The organism is Nocardiopsis aegyptia (genome assembly GCF_013410755.1).
Classification (GTDB): Bacteria; Actinomycetota; Actinomycetes; order Streptosporangiales; family Streptosporangiaceae; genus Nocardiopsis; species Nocardiopsis aegyptia.
Genome location: NZ_JACCFS010000001.1, coordinates 4,870,508 through 4,891,298 on the forward strand (window position 1 = coordinate 4,870,508; position 20,791 = coordinate 4,891,298).

Genomic DNA, 20,791 nt, shown 5'->3' on the forward strand with positions numbered 1-20,791 from the left:
CAGCATTCAGGCCAATGACAGCAGCCGCACCCGAGGAGGACCGGGGGGCCGACTCCGAAGGGGAGCGGACCGGCCCGTCCTCACCCGTGCCCGGCTCCGGAGACGACAGCCGTGACGCCGGTTCGGGGCTGACCCGGGCGTACCTGTTCGCGCAGCGCGCCGCCCGGGCCCTGGTCCGCGGTGTGCAGACCAACTGGCGCCGGTCGCTGCACCTGAGGGTCATCTCCACGACCCTCGTGCTGTCCATGCTGGTCATCGCGGGTCTCGGGTACGTGCTCATCTCCCAGGTGCGGGGCGGGCTGCTCGACGCCAAGATCGACTCGGCCGTCAACGACCACCGCGCCGGGCTCAACTACGCCCTCACCGAACTCCAGGAGAACGAGAGCGGGGACCGCGACCGGCTCCTGAACAACATCGCGAGCGAGCTGACCAGCCGCAGCGGTGAGACGGGCCTGTACGGCGTCGTCATCCTGCCGTGGGGGAGCGACGAACGGGGCTGGGCGACCGTCGACGCCGAGAGCGTCGAGGAGAGCATCCCCGAACGCCTCATCGAGCAGATCCGCCAGTCCGAGGAGCCGGACCAGCAGTACCACACCTACACCCGGATCGAGGCGGACGGTTCGGCCGAGCCCGCGCTGGTGGTGGGGGCCGAGCTCACGCACGCGTACGAGCTCTACTACATCTTCCCGCTCCAGCACGAGCAGGAGATCCTCGACCTCGTGCAGCGCACGGTCGGCCTCGTCGGCGTGCTGCTGGTCATCCTCCTGGGCCTGATCGCGTTCGTCATCACCCGGCAGGTGGTGAGCCCGGTGCGCTCGGCCGCGCGCTCGGCCGAGCGGCTCGCCGCGGGCGACCTCACCGAGCGCATGACCGTGCAGGGCGAGGACGACCTCGCCCGGCTGGCGGTCTCGTTCAACGACATGGCGGGCAACCTCCAGGAGAAGATCCAGGAGCTGGAGGAGCTGTCCAAGCTCCAGCGCCAGTTCGTCTCCGACGTCTCCCACGAGCTGCGGACCCCGCTGACCACGATCAAGATGGCCAGCGACCTGCTCTACGACGACCGCGACGACCTCGACCCGACCCAGCGCCGCCCGGTGGAGCTGCTGCAGAGCCAGGTGGACCGGTTCGAGGAACTGCTCGCCGACCTGCTGGAGATCAGCCGCCACGACGCGGGAGCGGCGACCCTGGGCATCGACTCGGTGGACGTGCGCGACTCGGTCATGAAGGCGGTGGGCGACGCCGAGCAGATCGCCGAGCGCCGGGGCATCAAGGTCGTCCTCCGGCTTCCCGCCGAGCCGTGCGTGGCCGAGTTCGACGCGCGCCGGATCAACCGGATCCTGCGCAACCTGGTCGTCAACGCCATCGAGCACAGCGAGGGGCGCGACGTCGTGGTGGCGGCGGCCGGGGACCGGGACTCGGTCGCGGTGGCCGTGCGCGACTACGGTGTGGGGTTGAAGGAGGGGGAGGAGCACCTGTGCTTCGACCGCTTCTGGCGGGCCGACCCGGCGCGCGTGCGCACCACCGGCGGTACGGGCCTGGGCCTGTCCATCGCCAAGGAGGACGCGCAGCTGCACGGCGGCTGGCTCCAGGCGTGGGGGCAGCCCGGCCAGGGATCGCAGTTCCGGCTGTCGTTGCCGCGCAAGGCCGGGACCGAGCTGCGGGGGTCCCCGCTGCCGCTGGTTCCGCCGGAGATCGCCCTCGGCCGCAACTACGCCTTCGGTGACAAGGGCGACAAGCCCGACAGGGCCGACAGGGCCGACAAGGGCGCCAACGGGGGGCCTGCGGCGCCGAACGGGAACGGAACCGCCGAGCGACAGGAGGAGGACGCGTGAGCTCACCTCTGCCCCGCCCTGCCCGCGTGGGCTCCCCTGCCCGCGGGACCCGTGCCTCCCGCGTGGGCCGCGCCGTGCGCGCCCTCGCGGCCGCGTCCGTGGCCTGCGCGACCATGGTGGCCTGCGCGACCGTTCCGATGACCGGCCCGGTCGTCCCCGGCGACGGAGGCGATACCCCCAGCGACCCCTACGGCGGGTACGTGCGCCTGCTGCCGGCCGGACCCCAGGAAGGCGTCGGGCCGGAGGGCCTGGTCGGCGGCTTCCTCAAGGACATGGGCAGCTTCGAGGAGGACCACAAGGCCGCCCGGAGCTACATGTTCCCGGCGCTGAGCGACGAGTGGTCCCCCGACGGCTCGGTGCGGGTCTTCGGCGACCTCGACGCGGTCGGCCTCGAAACGGACGTCGCCGCCGACGGCCTCACCGCCACGGTGCGGATGCGCAGTTCGCTGGTGGCCACCATCGACGACAGCGGCAAGTACGTCCAGAGCGACCCCGGACACCTGCTCGAGGTGCCCTTCGAACTCGCCCGTGAGGGGGGCGACCCCGAGGGCGAGTGGCGCATCGAGAACATGCCCGACGAACTGATCCTCAGCCAGCTCGACGTGGAGCGCACCCACCGACCGTTCAACCTCTACTACTTCAACCCGGGGAGCACCGCGCTGGTCCCCGACCCGGTGTACCTGCCCGTGAGCAACGACGCGCTGGCCGAGCGGCTGCTGAACAAGCTCGTCGCGGGCCCCACGGACTGGCTGGCACCGGCGGTCGACTCGGCCTTCCCCGAGGGGATCGTGCCCGACGTCGAGATCGACGCCGAGACGGCGGTCATCCGGGTCGACGGGGTCGGGCAGATCGACGAGTTCGAGATGGCCGCCCAGGTCGCCTGGACGCTGCGCCAACTGCCGGAGGTCGAGGAGTTCACCCTGGTCGTCAACGGCGACGAGGTCTCCTTCCCCGACTCCGACGGCGAGAGCGACGAACGGCCGCGCCCGGCGAGCGACTACTGGTCGGGCGTGAGCCCGAGCGCGATCTCCGCCGGGATCCGCGCGTACTTCACGCACGAGGGCCAGTTGTGGTCGGCGGCCGACTGGGGAGCGGACACCATCGGCGACGCCGAGCGCGTGCCGGGCCCGCTGGGCGCGGGTGACGTGCAGCTGGAGAGGTTCGCCGTCTCGGTGGACGAGAGCACGATCGCCGGCATCACCGTGGGCGGCGGCGAGGTCGTCACGTCCCTGGCCAGCCCGGGCGCCGAGGTGAGCGAGGTCCTCTCGGACGGGACCTTCACGTCGGTCTCCTGGGACGTCAACGGCGACCTGTGGGTGACCGAGCAGACGAGCGACCCGGAGGAGGAGTCGGAGGAGGAGTCCGGCGAGGACGAGCCCGCCGAGGACGAGCCGGCGCAGGACGAACCCGCCACCGACACCGACCCCGCGCCGGAGCCGGGGACGACCGACCTGTGGCTGCTGCGCGACGGCGACGAGGTGGTGCGCGTGGACATCTCGGACCTGCGCGACCGGTCGCTGGTGGACTTCCAGATCTCGCGCGACGGCACCCGCGCCGCCGTGGTGACCGAGGTCGACGGTGAGACGTCGCTCCAGGTCGGCAGGGTGGTCTCGGACAGCGACGGCCGGGTGTCGGTCGGTTCGTTCATCACGCTCGGACGGGAACTGGACGAGGTCACCGACATCACGTGGCGCTCCAGCGACCAGCTGGCGGTGCTGGGCAACCGCGAGGGCGGGACCGGACAGGCGTTCCTGGTCTCCCTGGACGGCGGGACCCCCGCGTCGAGCGCGGGCACACCCGTCCCGGGCATGGTGAACATCTCCGGTGCCCCGGGACAGCCGCTGGTCGCCGGTTCCGACGACGGCAACATCTGGATCACCACGGACCGCCTCAACTGGCAGAAGGTCGTGGAGGGCGGCTCACCGACCTTCCCCGGCTGACTCCGGCCCTCGTCCGCGATGTCCGTCCCGCGGTCTCCCGGGCCACGGGACGCACGCCTTCGAGCCGCGGGCCGCGCGCCGTCGCACATGCGCGCCGGGTCGCCGCCGGGGGCCGCTCGCGTCCGGCCTTGTCGGGCGAGCGGTGGGCCTCCCTTCATGCGGGGCGGTGTGCCCGCTGGTCGCTCGTTCCCGGGCCGACCGATCGGCAGAGGCGCTCTCCCCTGTGCGCGCCGGACGACCTTCGGGGTAGCTGTCCACGTGCCGTGGTGTGCGCGTTGGTTCACCGCCTGGGGCTGCCCATCCGTGGCCGTGCCGGTTGCCGGTTGCCGGTTGCCGGGTGGCAGGTGTCGAGTGCCGGTTGCCCTGTGGCGGGTGCCGGGTCGAGTGCCGTGTGCCGTGTGCCGTGTGCCTTCGGGGGCCGGCGCGGGGCCGTGGGGAGCGTGATCGGTGCGGTTCTGTCGTCTCCCCGGGCGCCCCAGGACAGGTTGTCCACAGGCGTGGATCGGGGCTGGCGGGCGGCTTCGCCATCGCCGACTCTTGACGTATGCCCTTCGCGAACCTCCTGGTGCGGGCTCTGCGCACCCTGCTCGCCGCCGTGCTCGACCTCCTGCTCCCGCTCACCTGTGCCGGGTGCCGGGGCCCCTCCGGGCCGCTGTGCGGCGACTGCCTGGCCCGGCTGGACCGGCGTCCGGTGCGCTGCCGCGCCCGGCCGGGGTGCCCGCCGGTCTGGACGGCCGGGCCCTACGCCGGACTGGACCGCCGTGTCCTGCTGGCCTTCAAGGAACACGGGACGGACGACCTGGCCGCGCCGCTCGGCGCACGGGTGGCCGCCGCCTACACCGCCGCCGGCTGGGCCGGTCCGGACACGCTGCTCGTGCCCGTTCCCGGCCGCGGCCCGCCCAGAGGGCCGGTCGCCCGGTTGGCGCACGCCTGTGTCGCGGCGGCGGGCGGGGACTCCGCCGGCCGGGTGGCCGAACTCCTGCGCTACCGCCACCGGGTCCGTCGACAGGTGGGGCTGGGCCGGGCCGACCGGAGGGCGAACCGGCACGGAGTCCTCACCGCCGCCGGGGTGCCGGCCGGGCAGCGGGGGAGCCGGGCGGTGGTGGTCGACGACGTCCTCACCACCGGTGCCACGGTCGCGGAGGCGGCCCGCGCGCTGAGGGCCGAGGGAATCCGCGTCGTGGGCGCGGTGGTCCTCGCCGAACGCCTGCCTCCGCACTTGTCCGCGCAGGGCGAAGAGCGGTCATCAAGGTTTTACGAACCCTCGTGAACAGGTGAAAAGTCAGTGTTCGTGGGGGTTCGCGGGGGTTGTCGAGGGGTTGAGGGGGTGATCGCTACCTGACAGACGGGCCAGGACAGGTTACGGTCCAGGTATGGCACCCGTCCGGGTCCGTGGTTGCGCCGGAGTTTCATCGCCCCTGGGGATACCGGGGAGCGACTTCGGCAAGCCGATGCCAGGCGCAGGCGAAACGGCCCACGTAAGGCGACTTTTCGTCGACCGATCACGGTGCGCCTTAGAGGTAAGCCCTGCCCCGCGGAGGGTCCCGATGTCCCTCATGACAGGGAGAAGAGCAGTAGTCGCGTACAAGAGCGGCGACACTCTCAGCAGGCGGATGTGGGGACGAAGACCAGGTCGGCCGGACGGGTGGCATGCCATCGCTGGGGGACCCGTCGTCATCGGCGGGTCCCACGGGGCAGCACCTGGCCTGCGCCAGAGCTCCGGTCTCCCACCAGTGCCCTCCACATACGCGTCTCCGTCGTGCCGCATCCCATCCCCCGCCGTCGCGCTCCTCGGTCAGCGGCGCCCCACGGCCGAGTGGCGACTTGTCCTGTTGGCGGCAAAAGTCCGTCTTCCCATGTGGGAGGGCCCCACGAATCGCGCTGATGGTGCGCGTGAGGACCCTGCCTCTGATGGGTATACGCACATCCAAGCGAGTCGCGGGCCGGGCCGGACCGGACCGCCTGCGGAAGGGGGCTAGAGCGCGAAACTCCTTCCGTCCCCCATGGCGGGAGGTATGCAGAACCAGCCTGGCCGTCGCCTTCACGGCGGTCACGCGATGAAGGGGGTCCTATGGACATCATCGTCAAGGGTCGACGCACCGGTGTGAACGAGAAGTTCCGACAGCACGTCGAGAACAAGCTCGAGAGGCTCTCCAAGTGGGAGAAGAAGGGCATGACCATCGATGTGGAGGTGTCCTCGGAGCGCAACCCCAAGCTCGCCGACGTTCGCGAGCGGGTTGAGCTGACCATCCACTCCAACGGGCCCGTCATCCGGAGCGAGGCGGCGTCCTCCGACAGGCACGGCGCCCTCGACCTGGCGATCGACAAGATCGAGGCCCGACTTCGCAAGTCCGCGGACCGGCGCAAGGTCCACCGCGGCAACAGGACACCCGTCTCCGTCGCGGCCGCCACCGCGAGCCTCCCCGGAGAACTGCCCTCGACGAGTACCTCCACCGTCACTCCGGCGCCTCCCACGCAGCGATCTCAGGAGGACGAGATCGACGGCGCCGCAGTGGACGGACGCTTCTCCGACGAGTTCGTCGAGCTGGACACCCAGGGGGACGTCCCCGTCATCGTGCGGGAGAAGTTCCACCGGGCCAAGCCGATGAGCATCGACCAGGCGCTGATGGAGATGGAACTCGTCGGACACGACTTCTACCTCTTCCACGACGAAGTGAAGGACGCCCCGAGCGTGGTCTACCGCCGCAAGGGCTTCAACTACGGAGTCCTGCGACTCGTGGACTGAGGCCGGTGCGGGGGCCGTCCCCCGACAGCCACACGCGAGGGCCGCGCCCGCCGGTGACGCCGGCGGGCGCGGCCGTGCCGCGGAGGGCTCTAGGGCAAGTCCTTCTTGATCCGGTGCAGCGGCGTGTCGTGCCGCTCCTCCGGCTCCAGCCGCGGCGGGTCGAGCACCACGTCGCCCAGGATGTCGAAGGCGATGGCGACCACGACGGCCGCGAGCACCAGCACGGCGGCGATCACCAGGAGGACGGCGCTGCCGTTCATGACGATGGCCAGACCGCCCGCGGCGAACCCGGCGAAGGCCAGTCCCACCGCGACCCAGGAGGGCGCGCGCCCCCTGTGGGCGTTGGTCGGGGCCAGGTTGCCGCCCTGGCGCTGGAATCCGCGGATACGGCCGTACTTGGTCTCGTCGTCCGGCAGGTGCCGCTCCCAGGCCTGGCCGGGGTCGCCCTGCTCCATCGGGTGGCCGGGAGTGCGATGAACGCGCTCCACGACGTGTTCGATGGCTTCCAAGGGTGTGCGCGGCGCGTCCTTCTGGACTGCTTCCTTCGAGGACTCCTCGCGGTTCAGGCTCGTTCGCATGGTGATCCCTCCCGGGAACACGTCCACGTTGCGGTGTCGCGACGGCCGGTCACCGTCGTGACCTTCCGGGGCGTCGGCGGGGTCCTCCGGCGATGCGCCGGGTGCCCCGCGTCGCAGGCGCCCCTACGAGGGAACTACCCACTGACGTGCCGGATGCTCGCCCTGGCACGCAAATATCCCCAGGCGCCCCACGCGACACCCGATCCGGGCCCGGAGCGCCCCTTGCGAGGCCGGAGCCGAGGGTGGTAGCGGCATCTGCGCGGAGCGCCGTCCGCGCGATGGTGGGAGACGGGCGGGTGGTGCTGGGCGCGTAGCGTCTCGGTTGAGGGTGGTAGCGCGGCCCGCGCGGAGCGCCGTCCGCGCGATGGTGGGAGACGGGCGGGTGGTGCTGGGCGCGTAGCGTCTCGGTTGAGGGTGGTAGCGCGGCCCGCGCGGAGCGCCGTCCGCGCGATGGTGGGAGACGGGCGGGTGGTGCTGGGCGCGTAGCGTCTCGGTTGAGGGTGGTAGCGCGGCCCGCGCGGAGCGCCGTCCGCGCGATGGTGGGAGACGGGCGGGAACATCCGGGACCTTCCCGATCGTTCACTTGGTGGCGCGTGCCGTCAGTGACCAGGCGAGAGCACCCCGCTTCGCGAGCGGGGCGGGCTCGCGGTTCGGTTCCTCTAGGATGTAGGCCCGAGGGCCCAGGAACCCCCGCCGTCCTTCACGGCCACGGGAAGCGGTCCGCGGGCCTAGATCTGAACTCCACGTGCGTGGAGCCAACCGCGATCTGCGAGGAGCGCATAGGAAGTGCCAGGCATACTCAACAGGCTCCTGCGCGCGGGTGAAGGTAAGATCCTGCGCCGGCTCACCAAGCTGAAGGACCAGGTCAACTCGCTCGAGGACGACTACCTGGAGCTCACCGACGACGAACTGCGGCAGCTCACCCAGGAGTACAAGGACCGCTACCAGGACGGCGAGTCCCTGGACGACCTGCTCCCGGAGGCCTTCGCGACCGTCCGTGAGGCGGCCCGCCGCACCCTGGGCCAGCCCCACTTCGACGTCCAGATCATGGGCGGCGCCGCGCTGCACCTCGGCAACATCGCCGAGATGAAGACCGGTGAGGGCAAGACCCAGACCGGTGCGCTCGCCGTCTACCTCAACGCTCTCGCGGGCAAGGGCGCCCACGTCGTCACCACCAACGACTACCTGGCCCGCCGCGACGCCCAGAACATGGGCCGCATCTACCACTTCCTCGGTCTCGAGGTCGGTGTCCTGAGCCCGGGCATGCCCGCCGCCGAGCGGCGCAAGGCCTACCAGGCCGACATCACCTACGGAACCAACAACGAGTTCGGCTTCGACTACCTGCGCGACAACATGGCGCTCTCGCTCGACGCCACCGTGCAGCGCGAGCACTACTTCGCCCTGGTCGACGAGGTCGACTCCATCCTCATCGACGAGGCCCGTACCCCGCTGCTCATCAGCGGCCCCTCCGAGCAGAACTCCCGCTGGTACGCCGAGTTCGCCAAGATCGCCCCCCGGCTCAAGCGCGGCCGGGACACCCCTCCCGAGCCCGGTGAGGACCCCGACGTCGTCAGGGGCGACTACGAGGTCGACGAGAAGAAGCGCACCGTCGGCATCACCGAGGCCGGCGTGGCCAAGGTCGAGGACTGGCTGGGCATCGACAACCTCTACGAGGCCGTCAACACCCCGCTGATCAGCTTCCTCAACAACGCGCTCAAGGCCAAGGAGCTCTACCGGAAGGACAAGGAGTACATCGTCAAGGACGGTGAGGTCCTCATCGTCGACGAGTTCACCGGTCGCGTGCTGCCGGGCCGCCGCTACAACGAGGGCATGCACCAGGCCATCGAGGCCAAGGAGCGCGTCAAGATCAAGGACGAGAACCAGACTCTCGCCAAGGTCACGCTCCAGAACTACTTCCGCCTCTACGAGAAGCTCGCCGGTATGACCGGTACCGCCGAGACCGAGGCCGCGGAGTTCCACCAGACCTACAACGTCGGTGTGGTCCCCGTGCCCACGAACAAGCCGATGATCCGTGACGACGTCAAGGACGTGGTCTACAAGAGCGAGGACGCCAAGTTCCAGGCGGTCGCCGAGGACATCGCGGAGCGGCACGAGGCAGGCCAGCCCGTCCTGGTCGGTACGACCAGCGTCGAGAAGTCCGAGCGCCTCTCCAACATGCTCAAGCGCGAGGGCGTGCCGCACGAGGTCCTCAACGCGAAGAACCACGCGCGTGAGGCGTCGATCATCGCCCGCGCGGGCAAGCTCGGCGCGGTCACCGTCGCCACCAACATGGCCGGTCGCGGTACCGACATCATGCTGGGCGGCAACCCGGACTTCCTCGCCGACGAGGAGCTCCAGGCGCGCGGCCTGAGCCCGCTGGAGACCCCGGAGGAGTACGAGGAGGCCTGGCCCGAGGCCCTGGAGAAGGCCAAGGCCGAGTTCGAGGAGGAGCACGAGAAGGTCGTCGAGGCCGGCGGTCTGTACGTGCTCGGCACCGAGCGCCACGAGTCCCGGCGTATCGACAACCAGCTGCGCGGTCGTTCCGGCCGTCAGGGCGACCCGGGCATCTCCCGGTTCTACCTCTCGCTCCAGGACGATCTGCTGCGCCTGTTCAACAGCAGCCGTCTGGAGGTGTTCATGAACCAGATGAACATCCCCGACGACCAGCCGATCGAGTCCGGGATGGTCAGCAAGGCGATCGCCTCCGCCCAGGGCCAGGTCGAGACGCAGAACTTCGAGATCCGCAAGAACGTCCTCAAGTACGACGAGGTGCTCAACCGCCAGCGGCTGGTCATCTACGCCGAGCGCCGCAAGGTGCTGGAGGGCGAGGACCTGCGCGACCAGGTCGTCAGCATGCTGGAGGAGGTGCTCCGCGGCTACGTCTCCGAGGAGACCGCCGAGGGCGACCCGGCCGACTGGGACCTCGACAAGCTCTGGACGGCGTTCAAGCAGGTCTACCCGATCAGCTTCACCGTCGACGAGTTCATCGACGAGAACGGCGGCCTGGAGGCGATCACCGGCCGGCTGCTCGCCGACCGCGTCGTCGAGGACGCCAACGAGGCCTACGCCGCCCGTGAGTCCGAGCTGGGCGAGGCGACCATGCGCGAGGTCGAGCGCAAGGTCATCCTCCAGGTGATGGACCGCAAGTGGCGTGAGCACCTCTACGAGATGGACTACCTCCAGGAGGGCATCGGGCTGCGCGCCATGGCGCAGCGCAACCCGCTGATCGAGTTCCAGCGCGAGGGATTCGACATGTTCCAGCAGATGCTGGAAGCGATCAAGGAGGAGTCGGTCGGCTACCTCTTCAACGTCGAGGTGCGCGTGCCCAAGAAGGCCGAGCCCACCCTCACCGCCGCGGCCGCCGCGCAGACCGCGTCCACCGTGGGCGGGGAGGCCGGTGCCACGGCCGTCGCGACCGCCGTGGACGAGGACGAGGAGGCCGCCGAGGCCGAGGCGCCCGAGGAGGAGACCGGTGCTCCGGAGGACGTGGTGGTCCCCGGCTTCGGTGAGAACCAGCCGACCCGGCTGCAGTACTCCGCCCCGAGCGAGGACGGCACCGTCGAGCGGCACAGCGAGACGACCGACGAGTACGCCGGGACGGCGCGCAACGCGCCCTGCCCGTGCGGCTCCGGCAAGAAGTACAAGAAGTGCCACGGTGACCCGGCGAAGTAGCCGGCACCGGAACTGAGACGGGGGGCGACCCGCGCGGATGCGCGGGTCGCCCCCCGTCCGTTGCGCCTCGGGTGCCGGCGCCCACGGCCCCGAAACGCACGGTGCTACGACGATTCCGGCGGCTACAGCTCCACCGGCGCGGAGCCGAAGGCGACCGAGAAGCGCTCGCACCAGATGACCACGCTGGTCATCCCCTCCAGATCGGCGTCCGCGGGGATCTCGTAGTTGGCGTCCCCGTGGGTGCCCTTGAGCTCGCCGAGCGCGACGTGGCGCCCGTCGCCGTACTTGAACCAGTCACCGCCGGCCTCCTGGTCGGTGATCCACACCTTCAGGTCGGGGCCGTCGCTCGTGGCCAGGTCCGCCAACCGCACGTGGCGCGTGCCGTCGGGCAGCTCCAGAACGGTGGCGGAGCCGGACGTCTCGTGCTCCTGCGTGATGAACTCGCCCTCGCCCAGGACCACCGGCTCGTCGGCCGGCTCCTCCTCGGCCCCGCCGGAGCCCGCTCCGTCCTCGCCGTCAGCGCCGTCCTCGGCGTCCCCGCCGTCCGGTACGGGTGCCTCCTCCGAGGCGGCGACCGCGGCGGGCGGGGCCTCGTCCACGGTCCGCGTGGTGAACAGCCGCCAGGGCTGGAAGGCCCACAGGCCGGCGGCCACCAGGACCAGGACGAGCCCGGCCACCGGCCAGATCACCAGTGGCCGAAGCAGTGGTGGACGCTTCTCGGTACCCGCGTTCATCGTGTGCCTCTCTCGTGGAAGGATTCCTCGCGCTGGGTTCGGAGCCGGGGCCGCCCCGGCGACCCCGGCTCACGCGTCGAATCGGTCACGGAGCGGTCGCGGGGCTCAGCCGGAGCCGTCGGTCCTGCCCTCGCCGCTGTCGCCCGACGACCCCGGTTCAGGCGGCTCCAGCGAACCGTCGACCCGGGTCCCGGGCTTGTCCACGGCCGCGCTGGGCACGGTGTGCGCCGCCGTGTTCTCCTCGGGATCGGACTCCCGGCCCGGGGTCGGCAGGTTGAACCGGGTGATGAGGACGTAGAAGATCCCGAAGTAGAGCCCGAAGTACACCAGCCCCAACAGGAGGATCAGCCCCAGCCCCGAGGTGTTGTCCTTCGTGGCGTTCAGCAGCAGGTCGATCAGGCCGGCCGAGAAGCCGAAGCCCAACTGGGCGTCGAGCGCGTTGAGGATCGCCATGGACAGGCCGGTCAGCACCACGTGCACGGCGAACAGCACGGGCGCCACGAAGATGAACGCGAACTCCACCGGCTCGGTGATGCCCGTGGCGAACGCGGTCAGAGCCGCCGGGATCATGATCGACCCGATCTGCGCGCGCCGCGCCTTGGGCGCCGCCAGCCACATCGCCAGCGCCGCACCCGGCAGTCCGAACATCAGCACGGGGAAGAACCCGGACAGGAACGTCCCCGCCGAGGGGTCGCCCGCCAGGTAGCGGGTGATCTCGCCGTTGGACACGTTCCCGGCGTCGTCGGTGTAGGACCCGGAGACGAACCAGACGAACGAGTTCACGACGTGGTGCAGGCCCAACGGGAGCAGGATCCGGTTGACCACTCCGTAGAGGCCCGCGCCCACCGCTCCGGCGCCGATGATGCCCTCGCCGAGATCCTGGATCCACGATCCCACGACCGGCCACAGCATGCCCAGGGCGACACCGATCAGCAGGCCCGCCAGCGCGGTGACGATCGGGACGAACCGGCGTCCGCCGAAGAAGCCCAGCCAGGTCGGCAGCTTGATGCGGTGGTAGCGCTGCCACAGCAGGGCGGCCACCAGGCCCATCGCGATGCCGCCGAGCACGTCGGTGGGGTTCTTCACCGCGTTGTTGATGACCGCGCCGACCGCTTCGGCCGACGCCTGGTCCACCATCGGTTCACGTGTGACCGGGTCGACCGGCAGCGGGTAGGTCACGAGCCGTGACCCCAGGTCGCCCGTGGGGCCGTTGAAGGTGACCATCGTCCACGTGGCCACCCGGTCGAACACCAGGTATCCCACGACCGCGGCCAGGGCGGTGGACCCGTCGGCCCGCTTGGCGAAGCCGATCGCCACGCCCACCGCGAACAGCAGGGGCAGCGCCTGGAAGATGGAGTCTCCCGCGGCTCCCACGGCGCCGGCGACGGGGTCCATCCAGCCCATGCCGGACATCCCGGCCAGGCCGTCGGCGCCCAGCAGGTCGGGCTGGCCCAGGCGGAGCAGGATCGCGGCGGCCGGCAGCACCGCGATGGGCATCATGAGGCTGCGGCCCAGGCGCTGCAGGACGGCCAGCGTGGACGAGGGCCGCTTGGCCGGCCGCGTTGCCTTGGCGGATCCGGTGGCGGTACCGCCACCGGGTTCCGGAGCCGACGGGGTGGAGCTGTGGTCCGTACTCAAGGGGGGTCCTCCCTGGGAGGCGCGCCTCGTGGGCGCGGGGGGTGATCAGTCGCCGTGCCGCCGCGGGTCCAAACGGGAGTGGAGCTGGTAGCGGTCGGCACGGTAGGTGGACAGCGCGAGTTCCACGCACTGCCCCTTGAAGAAGCTGCGGCGCTGCATGATCAGCACCGGGCTTCCAGCGGGCAGACCGAGGAGCCGGGAGTCCGCGGAGTCGCAGATCCCGGCCTCGATCGTCTGTTCTCCGGAGTCCAGGAGGATGTCGAACTCGTTCTCCAGCACCTCGTACAGGGAGCGCTCGGCGAGGTCGAAGTCCTCCAGTCCCGGAACCATGGCGGCGGGGATGTTGGACCGCTCCACCGCCATCGGCTCGTCGTCGGCGGTCCGCATCCGCTCGATGTGGTGCACCAGCGTGCCCGGCCCGATGTCGAGCATGCGCGCCGTGTGCCCGCTGGCGGGGATGACCTGCCGGATCAGCTCCCGTGCGCCGGGCTCGTAGCCGCGGGCGCGCATGTCCTCGCTGAAGGACGCCAGGACCAGCGACATCTCGATCTTCGGCCGCGCGATGAAGGTCCCCTTGCCCGGCACGCGGTACAGCCGCCCCTCCGAGACCATCAGGTCGATCGTTTGCCGGACCGTCATGCGGGACAGGCCGTAGGTGGTGCTGAGCTCGCGCTCGGAGGGGATCATGTCGTCCACGCCCAGGCCGCTCTCGGTGATCCAGTCCAGGAGCAGGTCACGGAGTTGGCTGTACTTCGGGAGCGGGTTCGCGGGGTCGATCGACATGGGTCGGGCTGGCCTTCTGGTCGGCGGGAGGATCGGGCGTTCGACCCTAGGGCATGTTCCGCGGACGCTCGCCCCGGCGCGGCCGGGTGCCGGTGTCCGGGTCGTCCCCGGGGCCGGTGACCTCTCCGATCTGACTGGTATAGTCCGGACTAGACCATAGCTCCGCCCGCGTGTCAATACGCCTGACAGCAGGCGGTTCGTACCAGAACCGGGGCAGGTCGGACGGTGTCCGGACCGCCCCGGAGCAGCGGCCGACGCGGCCCCCGGTCCCGGCCCGGACCGCCCGCCACTCACGGAAGGTTCTCCATGACGACCACGACGAGCGTGATGCGCTCCGAGATCGCCGAGCAGCCCGAGGCGCTGCGCCGCACGTTCGCCGAGCTGTTGCCGCTGCGCCCCGAGATCGAGGCCCTGGGCCGGCGCACCCGGCACGTGCTCTTCATCGCGCGCGGCTCCTCCGACAACGCGGCGGTCTACGGCGGCTACCTGCTGCAGGCGCACTCCGGCCGCCTGGCCACGCTGGGTTCGCCCTCCATCGCGACCACCTACGGCGCGAAGATCGACCTCTCCGACGTCCTGGCCGTGGCCATCTCCCAGTCCGGCAAGACCGAGGAGATCGTCGAGACCATGCGCTGGGCCGCCGACTGCGGCGCCCGCACCGTCGCCGTGACCAACGGCGCCGGGTCCCCGCTGGCCGCCGAGGCCGACGTCGCGCTGGTCACCCGGGCCGGAGACGAGCTGGCGGTGCCCGCCACGAAGACCTACAACACCCAGCTCGCCGCGCTGGCGGTCCTGGCCCTGGGGCTGGGCGCCGACCTGGACGCCGGCGACCTGGACCGCGTGCCCGACGGCATCGAGGAGACCCTCGCGGCGCCCGCCGACGCGCTGGAGGAGATCGTCGAGCGGATGGTCGCCGTGCAGGGCGCGGTCATCTCCGGCCGTGGCATGGCCTTCTCCACCGCGCTGGAGGCCGCCCTCAAGCTCAAGGAGGCCTGCTACCTGCACGCGATGGGCCTGTCCTACGCCGACCTGCTGCACGGCCCCATCGCCGTCGTCGACCCGCGCACTCCGGCCCTGCTCGTGGCCGCGCCCACCGGGCCGACCCTCCAGGGGACCGTCGCGCTCGCCGAACGCGCCCGCTCCGCCGGGGCCCCGGTGTTCGGCTTCGGCGGCGGACCGGCCCTGGCCGCCGCGAGCGACCTGGCCGTTCCGGTGCCGGACGTGCCCGAGTGGGTGTCGCCGATGAACCTCATCGTGCCGGCGCAGCTGCTCACCGAGCGCCTCGCCCGCCGCCTGGGCTACAACCCGGACGTGCCGCGCGGGCTCAACAAGGTCACCCAGACCTCATAGGGCGGCATCCACGGAACACGCCCTGACGCGGGGACCCCGTCCGGCGACCGAGTACCCCCGCGTACTCAGCGCGGTCGCGCGGACCCTGGTGTGTGGGGTGGGTCACCCATAGGCTCATCCCGGGGGAACTCCCGTTCCCATGGCAGAGCACGGAGGACAGATGGCGGACAAGGCAGCGGCGATCGTCGCCGGGTTGGGCGGCCCGGCCAACATCGAGGACATCGAGGCGTGCATCACCCGGCTGCGGACCGAGGTGGCCGACCCCGGTCTGGTGAAGGAGGGCGACCTGCGCGCCGCGGGCGCCCACGGCGTCCTGATGTCGGGCAACGTCGTGCAGGTCGTCGTGGGTCCCGAAGCGGACACCCTCACCGACGACATCAGGGACCTGCTGGATTAACTCTCCCTGGGAGGGAAGGGATTCCCCATGTCAGACGTTACGGACGCGCTCGACGTCCTCGCCCCCGTCGCCGGGACCGCGCTCTCCCTCTCGACCGTGCCCGATCCCGTGTTCTCGGAGGGGATGGTCGGCCCCGGCGTCGCCGTCCACCCCGAGCCGGGGCAGGAGGGCGGCCAGGAGGGTACGCAGTCGGCGGTCGCCCCCATCACCGGCGACCTGGTCAAGCTCCACCCCCACGCGTTCGTGGTGATGGCTCCCGACCAGCGCCGCGGTGTGCTGGTGCACCTGGGTATCGACACCGTGGAACTCGCGGGGGAGGGGTTCACCCTCCTGGCCGAGGAGGGCGCCAGGATCGAGGCCGGCACCCCGGTGATCCGCTGGTCGCCGGGCCTGGTCGCGGCCCAGGGCAAGCCGTCGGTCGTGCCGGTGGTCGCCCTGGACGCCGCCGAGGGGGCCGTGCGCGACCTCGCGGACGGCGTCGTCCGCACGGGCGAGTCCCTCTTCACCTGGCACTAGGGATCAGGCCTACCCGGCAGTAGGATCCGGCGCGCGGGCGACCGTGCGCCGGATCATCCCGACCGAGGCGGTATTCTCCGGCCGCGACCCGCTGACCTCCGGAGATGACACCCGCCATGAGACCGCTCCCACTGCGAGCCCTCGCCACGGCCTGTGCGGCCCTCACCCTGCTCGCCAGTGCGTGCACAACCGAGGAGGTGGACCCCTCGCCGCCGGAGGACGAACCATCCCCGACCGTCGAGGCCTTCGAACCCGTGCTCGCGCCCGAGCTGCTCGCGCAGATGGAGCTGGACGACAAGATCGGCCAGCTCCTGGTGCTGACGGCGCAGGGGACCACGGCCGCGGAGAACGCGGCCCAGATCGAGACCTACCGGCCCGGGGGCCTCATCTACTTCGACGCCAACCTGACCGGCGCCGGGCAGATCGCGGAGATGTCCGTCGGCGTCCAGGACCTGGCGGCCGACCAGGGGCAGGGCGTCCCGCTGTTCGTCGGCGTCGACCAGGAGCAGGGCATGGTGGCGCGGCTGCCCGTGGGCACCCGCTTCCCGGACGCGATGGCGGTCGGGGCGAGCCACGACACGGCGATGGCCGAACTCCTGGCCGGGACCACCGCGGCGGAATTGTCCGCGCTCGGGATCAACCTGGACTACGCGCCGGTCGCCGACGTCAACACCGACCCGAACAACCCGGTGATCGGGATCCGCTCGTTCGGCTCCGACCCGGACCTGGTGGCGGAGATGGCCGTGGCCGAGGCCGGGGCCTTCGCCGAGGGCGGTGTCGTCTCCGTCGTCAAGCACTTCCCGGGCCACGGTGACACCGACGTGGACAGCCACACCGGCCTGCCCGTCATCGACCTGCCGCGCGACCAGTGGGAGCAGGAGCACCTGCCGCCGTTCCGTGCCGCCGTCGAGGCCGACGTCGACGCGATCATGACCGCGCACGTGCTCATGCCGGGCCTGGACAGCAGTGAGGACCCCGACCCGGCCACCCTGTCGCCGTCGATCATCGACGGCATCCTGCGCGAGGAGCTGGGCTACGACGGCGTCGTCACCACCGACGCCCTCAACATGGAGGGCGTGCGCCAGCGCCACGACGACGGCGAGGTCGCCGTCAGGGCCGTCGAGGCGGGGGTGGACCAGTTGCTGATGCCACCGGACCCGGCCGCCGCCGTGGCCGCCCTGCGCGCCGCCGTGGAGGAGGGCCGGATCACCGAGGAGCGCATCGACGCGTCGGTGCTGCGGGTGCTCACCCTCAAGGAGAAGCGCGGGATCCTGGAGGCCGAGCCGGTGGATCCGGCCGCCGCGGCCGACGCCCTGGGACACGAGGAGGCGGCCCGGACCGTCGCCGACGCCTCCGTGACCATGCTGCGCAACGAGGACGGACTGCTGCCGCTGGCGGACACGCCGGTGCGGGTCGAGGGCGCGGGCGCGGACACGATCGCCGCCGCGCTCACCGAGGCCGGTGTCACGGTCGACGCCACCGCCCCGACACTGGTCGTGGGCACCGACGGGGCCACCCAGGAGCAGCGCGCCCTGGTGGAGTCCGCCCAGGGGCCCGTCATCGTCGTCGCCCAGGGCGGCCCCTACGACCTGGCGGCCTTCCCCGACGTCCACGCCTTCCTGGCCGTGTACTCGTCGGTGGAGGTGTCGAGGAACGCCGCCGCCCGGGTGATCGCCGGCGAGGTCGATCCCACCGGAACGCTCCCCGTGGACATCCCGGACGTCGCGACCGCGGGCGACGGCCTCTCCTTCTGAGTGCTTTGTCCCCCTACGGGGAGATTGAAGCGGGCGGGGAACGGGAAGAACCGTTCCCCGCCCCAACAGATGGAGGGATCGGATGGACAGCACCCGCCGAGGGGTCATCTCCGACTGGGGCGGCGTCCTCACGCCGCCGCTGATCGACGGAATCCGGGCCTGGCTGTGCGCCGACCGGATCGACATCGACCACTACCAGGAGGTGATGCGGCCCTACTTCGACGGCAGCCTCAACGGCAGCAACCCGGTCCACGCGCTGGAGAGGGGCGAGATCCCCGTCCCACAGTTCGAGCGCGACCTGGCGCGCCTGCTGCGGTCCACCCACGGCGGACCGGTCGTGGCCGAGGGGCTCATCCACCGGATGTTCGCCAACTTCGAGCCCGTGCACGGCATGTACGAACTCCTGCGCAGGTCCAGGCGCGACGGCGCCGCCACCGCGCTGCTGTCCAACTCCTGGGGCAACGGCTACCCGCACGAGCACTTCGAGACGACCTTCGACACCGTGGTGATCTCCGGCGAGGTGGGCATGCGCAAGCCCGAGGAGCGCATCTACCTGCACACCTGCGAACGCCTCGGCCTGGCGCCCGAGGACTGCGTGTTCATCGACGACCTGGAGCACAACGTCCGCACCGCCGAGGCACTCGGGATGACGGGCATCCTGCACACCGACACCGCGTCCACGCAGCGGGCGCTGGAGCGCTTCCTGACGTCGGCGGTGGCACACTCGTAGGGTTCGATCCACGCACCTGAGAGCCGCCCGCATGTACGTCTTCCTGCCCAGCACCATCCCCGGCCTCGCCGGCGTCCTCGACACCGGGAGGGCCGACGGCACCACCGCCTTCGCCGCCGATCCCGGACCCGACGGGGACGCCGAGGAGGCCGAGTACGAGGCCATGTACGCCGCGGCCGATGCGTCCCTGGACCTCCTGGCCGCCGACCCCGACGCGCCCCGGCGCCGCGTCGTCCTGGCGGCGGTCATGCCCGACCACGTCGTCGAGCGCCGGGGCGGTGCCGGACCGCACGTGGTCCGGGTCTCGGTGACCGAGCCCGTCCCCTACAAGAAGCTGGCGTCCGCGCACGTGGACGACGAGGCGGCGGCCGACGACATCGCCGCCGGCGCCGCGGAGGACCACGAACTGCTGTGGTTCGCCGTCCAGGAGCTGCGCCACCTCGTCGGCGACGCCTAGGGCCGCGGTTGCGCGGACGCGCCGGCCCCCGCGCCCGGCTCCGGACCCTCCGCTCGGACGAACGGCTCGACCTCGCGCATCAGCCGGCGCTTGGGCTGGGCGCCGACCAGCTGCCGCACCGGCTCGCCCCCCTGGAAGAGGAGCATGGTGGGCGTGGCCATCACGTTGTGGTCGCGTGTGGTGTTCGGGCTGGTCGGCACGTCGACCTGCACGATCCTCATCCGGCCGCGCAGGTCGTCGGCCAGGGACCGCAGCACCGGCTCCAACTGGCGGCACGGAGGGCAGCTGTCGGAGGTGAACTCCACGAGCACCGGCACGTCCGAACGCAGGACGTCCTCGGTGAAGGTGTCGTCCGTCGTCCGGTGCAGCTCGGCGGATCCGGTCATGGTCATGGTCGTCCCTTCGTCTGGCACAGCGGGTCGGGCGGGTCGGGCAGGTCCAGCTCGGCCCGCGCCAGCTGCGCGCTCACCTGGTGGCGCACGGCCCGGAGCTCGTCGATGAGCGTGTCGAGCTCCGCGAGCTTGCCGCGGTAGACGTCCAGCGACGCGGGGCAGGAGTCCCCGGTCGGGTGCCCGGCCCGCAGGCACTCCACGAACGGGCGCGTCTCCTCCAGCCCGAACCCGACGTCCTGCAGTGTGCGGATCTGCTCCACCAGACGCAGGTCCCCGTCGTCGTAGACCCGGTAGCCGTTGGTCCCCCGACGGGTCGGGAGCAGACCGCGGGACTCGTAGTACCGCAGAGTCCGCGTGCTGACCCCGGCCCGCCGGGCGAGTTCGCCGATGCGCATGACCGTCACGCTAGACCTTGACGCCGACGTCAACGCAACGGGTACGGGCGGATCAGTCCAGGGGAGCCATGAACGACCAGAGCGCCCCCTCCGGATCGCGGGCGGAGTACTCGCGGTAGCCGTAGGGCTGGTCCACGGGCTCGTAGACGATCCGTGCGCCCTCGGCGACCGCGCGCCGGTAGTGCTCGTCCACGGACTCCACCATCACCGCGGTGGTCGCGCTGGCCGCGCCCAGGCTCCTCGGCGAGGCCAGGCCGAACTCCGGCGCCTCCCGGTGGAGCCAGATCACGCCGTCGCCCGCGTCGACCTCCCCGTGCACGCACCTGCCCTGGCCGTCCCGGGTGAGCGGACCGGCGCCCAGCCCGAACACCCGGACCAGGTGGTCGTGGACCGCCTCGATGTCGTCGTACACCAGGATCGAGATCCGGCGCCGCACTGTGCTGTCCAACACGACCATCTCCTCCATCGCCTCGAAGAACTCGACCGGGGACGGGACGTCCTCGCGGTCCAGGGTGGCCGCCATGGCGGCGAGCCGGTCGCGCAGGCGGTGCGCGGCGGTCATCCGCCGGTCCAACGAGGCCAGGTGGTGGCGCACGGCGGCGGCCAGGTCCCATCCGGGGTCGTCCAGCGCGTGGCCGATCTGCTCCAGGGACAGGCCCACTCCGCGCAGCAGCCGGATCCGGTACAGCCGCCGCACGTCGGCGGCGTCGTACACGCGGTGGCCGCCACCGGTCCTCCGCGAAGGCCTCAGCAGCCCGATCCGGTCGTAGTAGCGCAGGGCCCGGACGGTCAGCCCGGACGCCCGCGCCAGCTCGCCGACCTTGTATCCAGCCTCGTCAGGTGCCATGCGACCGACCCTAGGACGTGACGCCGCGTC

18 protein-coding genes are annotated in these 20,791 nt (G+C 71.4%); 11 read left to right on the forward strand and 7 right to left on the reverse strand.

Going from position 1 to position 20,791, the window contains the following annotated elements; translation table 11 throughout:
• Positions 1–14: 14 nt before the first annotated feature.
• From mtrB to hpf, 4 genes are all read left to right on the forward strand, one after another.
• Positions 15–1,832 carry an MtrAB system histidine kinase MtrB gene (mtrB, locus tag HNR10_RS21785; protein ID WP_179826418.1) on the forward strand — a complete coding sequence of 606 codons (1,818 nt, stop codon included), beginning with the start codon at positions 15–17 and terminating at the stop codon, positions 1,830–1,832.
• Positions 1,833–1,858: 26 nt separating this feature from the next.
• Positions 1,859–3,772, forward strand: coding sequence for an LpqB family beta-propeller domain-containing protein (locus tag HNR10_RS21790; RefSeq protein WP_376769800.1), 1,914 nt, complete (start codon positions 1,859–1,861; stop codon positions 3,770–3,772).
• A 544-nt stretch (positions 3,773–4,316) separates the two neighbouring features.
• Positions 4,317–5,042 (forward strand): ComF family protein, encoded by a 726-nt coding sequence (locus HNR10_RS21795; RefSeq protein WP_179826420.1) that lies wholly within the window; start codon positions 4,317–4,319, stop codon positions 5,040–5,042.
• Between the two features lie 801 nt (positions 5,043–5,843).
• Complete coding sequence (gene hpf / locus HNR10_RS21800) at positions 5,844–6,518, forward strand: ribosome hibernation-promoting factor, HPF/YfiA family (protein WP_179826422.1); 675 nt, start codon at positions 5,844–5,846, stop codon at positions 6,516–6,518.
• Between the two features lie 89 nt (positions 6,519–6,607).
• Here hpf and HNR10_RS21805 read toward each other — a convergent pair whose 3' ends face one another.
• Positions 6,608–7,096 carry a hypothetical protein gene (locus HNR10_RS21805; protein ID WP_376769766.1) on the reverse strand — a complete coding sequence of 163 codons (489 nt, stop codon included), beginning with the start codon at positions 7,094–7,096 and terminating at the stop codon, positions 6,608–6,610.
• Between the two features lie 786 nt (positions 7,097–7,882).
• Here HNR10_RS21805 and secA point away from each other — a divergent pair.
• Entirely contained in the window at positions 7,883–10,768 is a 2,886-nt protein-coding gene (gene secA / locus HNR10_RS21810) for a preprotein translocase subunit SecA (RefSeq protein WP_179826430.1), read from the forward strand.
• A 122-nt stretch (positions 10,769–10,890) separates the two neighbouring features.
• On the opposite strand, the gene HNR10_RS21815 is transcribed toward secA, so the two are convergent.
• From HNR10_RS21815 to HNR10_RS21825, 3 genes are all read right to left on the reverse strand, one after another.
• Entirely contained in the window at positions 10,891–11,502 is a 612-nt protein-coding gene (locus tag HNR10_RS21815) for a DM13 domain-containing protein (protein WP_179826432.1), read from the reverse strand.
• 105 nt (positions 11,503–11,607) lie between these two features.
• Positions 11,608–13,140 (reverse strand): PTS transporter subunit EIIC, encoded by a 1,533-nt coding sequence (locus HNR10_RS21820; RefSeq protein WP_179826434.1) that lies wholly within the window; start codon positions 13,138–13,140, stop codon positions 11,608–11,610.
• A 45-nt stretch (positions 13,141–13,185) separates the two neighbouring features.
• On the reverse strand, positions 13,186–13,923 hold the full coding sequence (locus tag HNR10_RS21825) for a GntR family transcriptional regulator (RefSeq protein WP_179826436.1): 738 nt from the start codon (positions 13,921–13,923) through the stop codon (positions 13,186–13,188).
• A 306-nt stretch (positions 13,924–14,229) separates the two neighbouring features.
• Here HNR10_RS21825 and HNR10_RS21830 point away from each other — a divergent pair, with 306 nt between their 5' ends.
• The 6 genes from HNR10_RS21830 (at position 14,230) to HNR10_RS21855 (ending at position 19,127) form a co-directional block, all read left to right on the forward strand.
• Positions 14,230–15,273, forward strand: a complete 1,044-nt coding sequence (locus HNR10_RS21830; RefSeq protein ID WP_179826438.1) for an SIS domain-containing protein — start codon at positions 14,230–14,232, stop codon at positions 15,271–15,273.
• Positions 15,274–15,433: 160 nt separating this feature from the next.
• A complete protein-coding gene (locus HNR10_RS21835) occupies positions 15,434–15,670 on the forward strand; it encodes a glucose PTS transporter subunit EIIB (RefSeq protein WP_179826440.1) in 237 nt (78 codons plus the stop codon).
• Positions 15,671–15,697: 27 nt separating this feature from the next.
• Positions 15,698–16,186, forward strand: coding sequence for a PTS sugar transporter subunit IIA (locus tag HNR10_RS21840; RefSeq protein WP_179826442.1), 489 nt, complete (start codon positions 15,698–15,700; stop codon positions 16,184–16,186).
• Positions 16,187–16,302: 116 nt separating this feature from the next.
• A complete protein-coding gene (locus HNR10_RS21845; protein ID WP_179826445.1) occupies positions 16,303–17,940 on the forward strand; it encodes a glycoside hydrolase family 3 protein in 1,638 nt (545 codons plus the stop codon).
• Positions 17,941–18,022: 82 nt separating this feature from the next.
• Complete coding sequence (locus HNR10_RS21850; protein WP_179826447.1) at positions 18,023–18,670, forward strand: HAD family hydrolase; 648 nt, start codon at positions 18,023–18,025, stop codon at positions 18,668–18,670.
• 31 nt (positions 18,671–18,701) lie between these two features.
• Positions 18,702–19,127 carry a DUF6912 family protein gene (locus HNR10_RS21855; protein ID WP_179826449.1) on the forward strand — a complete coding sequence of 142 codons (426 nt, stop codon included), beginning with the start codon at positions 18,702–18,704 and terminating at the stop codon, positions 19,125–19,127.
• Here the strand turns inward: HNR10_RS21855 and HNR10_RS21860 are convergent.
• Genes HNR10_RS21860 through HNR10_RS21870 form a run of 3 tightly spaced genes read right to left on the reverse strand, consistent with a single transcriptional unit; the run spans position 19,124 to position 20,761 of the window.
• Positions 19,124–19,519 (reverse strand): thioredoxin family protein, encoded by a 396-nt coding sequence (locus HNR10_RS21860; RefSeq protein ID WP_246406355.1) that lies wholly within the window; start codon positions 19,517–19,519, stop codon positions 19,124–19,126. The genes HNR10_RS21855 and HNR10_RS21860 overlap by 4 nt on opposite strands.
• Positions 19,516–19,914: a MerR family transcriptional regulator gene (locus HNR10_RS21865; RefSeq protein ID WP_179826450.1), complete on the reverse strand. Its 399-nt coding sequence runs from the start codon at positions 19,912–19,914 to the stop codon at positions 19,516–19,518. Before HNR10_RS21865 ends, HNR10_RS21860 begins: the two co-directional genes overlap by 4 nt.
• Before the next feature lie 52 nt (positions 19,915–19,966).
• Positions 19,967–20,761, reverse strand: a complete 795-nt coding sequence (locus HNR10_RS21870; protein WP_179826451.1) for a MerR family transcriptional regulator — start codon at positions 20,759–20,761, stop codon at positions 19,967–19,969.
• Positions 20,762–20,791 lie beyond the last annotated feature (30 nt).

What these genes read in the sequence shown, in the direction of transcription:
- HNR10_RS21835 (WP_179826440.1), top strand. Translation starts at nt 15,434, where the DNA reads ATGGCGGACAAGGCAGCGGCGATCGTCGCCGGGTTGGGCGGCCCGGCC.
- HNR10_RS21805 (WP_376769766.1), bottom strand. Translation starts at nt 7,096, where the DNA reads ATGCGAACGAGCCTGAACCGCGAGGAGTCCTCGAAGGAAGCAGTCCAG.
- HNR10_RS21860 (WP_246406355.1), bottom strand. Translation starts at nt 19,519, where the DNA reads ATGACCATGACCGGATCCGCCGAGCTGCACCGGACGACGGACGACACC.
- HNR10_RS21825 (WP_179826436.1), bottom strand. Translation starts at nt 13,923, where the DNA reads ATGTCGATCGACCCCGCGAACCCGCTCCCGAAGTACAGCCAACTCCGT.
- HNR10_RS21795 (WP_179826420.1), top strand. Translation starts at nt 4,317, where the DNA reads ATGCCCTTCGCGAACCTCCTGGTGCGGGCTCTGCGCACCCTGCTCGCC.
- HNR10_RS21850 (WP_179826447.1), top strand. Translation starts at nt 18,023, where the DNA reads ATGGACAGCACCCGCCGAGGGGTCATCTCCGACTGGGGCGGCGTCCTC.
- HNR10_RS21845 (WP_179826445.1), top strand. Translation starts at nt 16,303, where the DNA reads ATGAGACCGCTCCCACTGCGAGCCCTCGCCACGGCCTGTGCGGCCCTC.
- HNR10_RS21870 (WP_179826451.1), bottom strand. Translation starts at nt 20,761, where the DNA reads ATGGCACCTGACGAGGCTGGATACAAGGTCGGCGAGCTGGCGCGGGCG.
- HNR10_RS21815 (WP_179826432.1), bottom strand. Translation starts at nt 11,502, where the DNA reads ATGAACGCGGGTACCGAGAAGCGTCCACCACTGCTTCGGCCACTGGTG.
- mtrB (WP_179826418.1), top strand. Translation starts at nt 15, where the DNA reads ATGACAGCAGCCGCACCCGAGGAGGACCGGGGGGCCGACTCCGAAGGG.
- HNR10_RS21830 (WP_179826438.1), top strand. Translation starts at nt 14,230, where the DNA reads ATGACGACCACGACGAGCGTGATGCGCTCCGAGATCGCCGAGCAGCCC.
- HNR10_RS21865 (WP_179826450.1), bottom strand. Translation starts at nt 19,914, where the DNA reads ATGCGCATCGGCGAACTCGCCCGGCGGGCCGGGGTCAGCACGCGGACT.
- HNR10_RS21840 (WP_179826442.1), top strand. Translation starts at nt 15,698, where the DNA reads ATGTCAGACGTTACGGACGCGCTCGACGTCCTCGCCCCCGTCGCCGGG.
- HNR10_RS21855 (WP_179826449.1), top strand. Translation starts at nt 18,702, where the DNA reads ATGTACGTCTTCCTGCCCAGCACCATCCCCGGCCTCGCCGGCGTCCTC.
- hpf (WP_179826422.1), top strand. Translation starts at nt 5,844, where the DNA reads ATGGACATCATCGTCAAGGGTCGACGCACCGGTGTGAACGAGAAGTTC.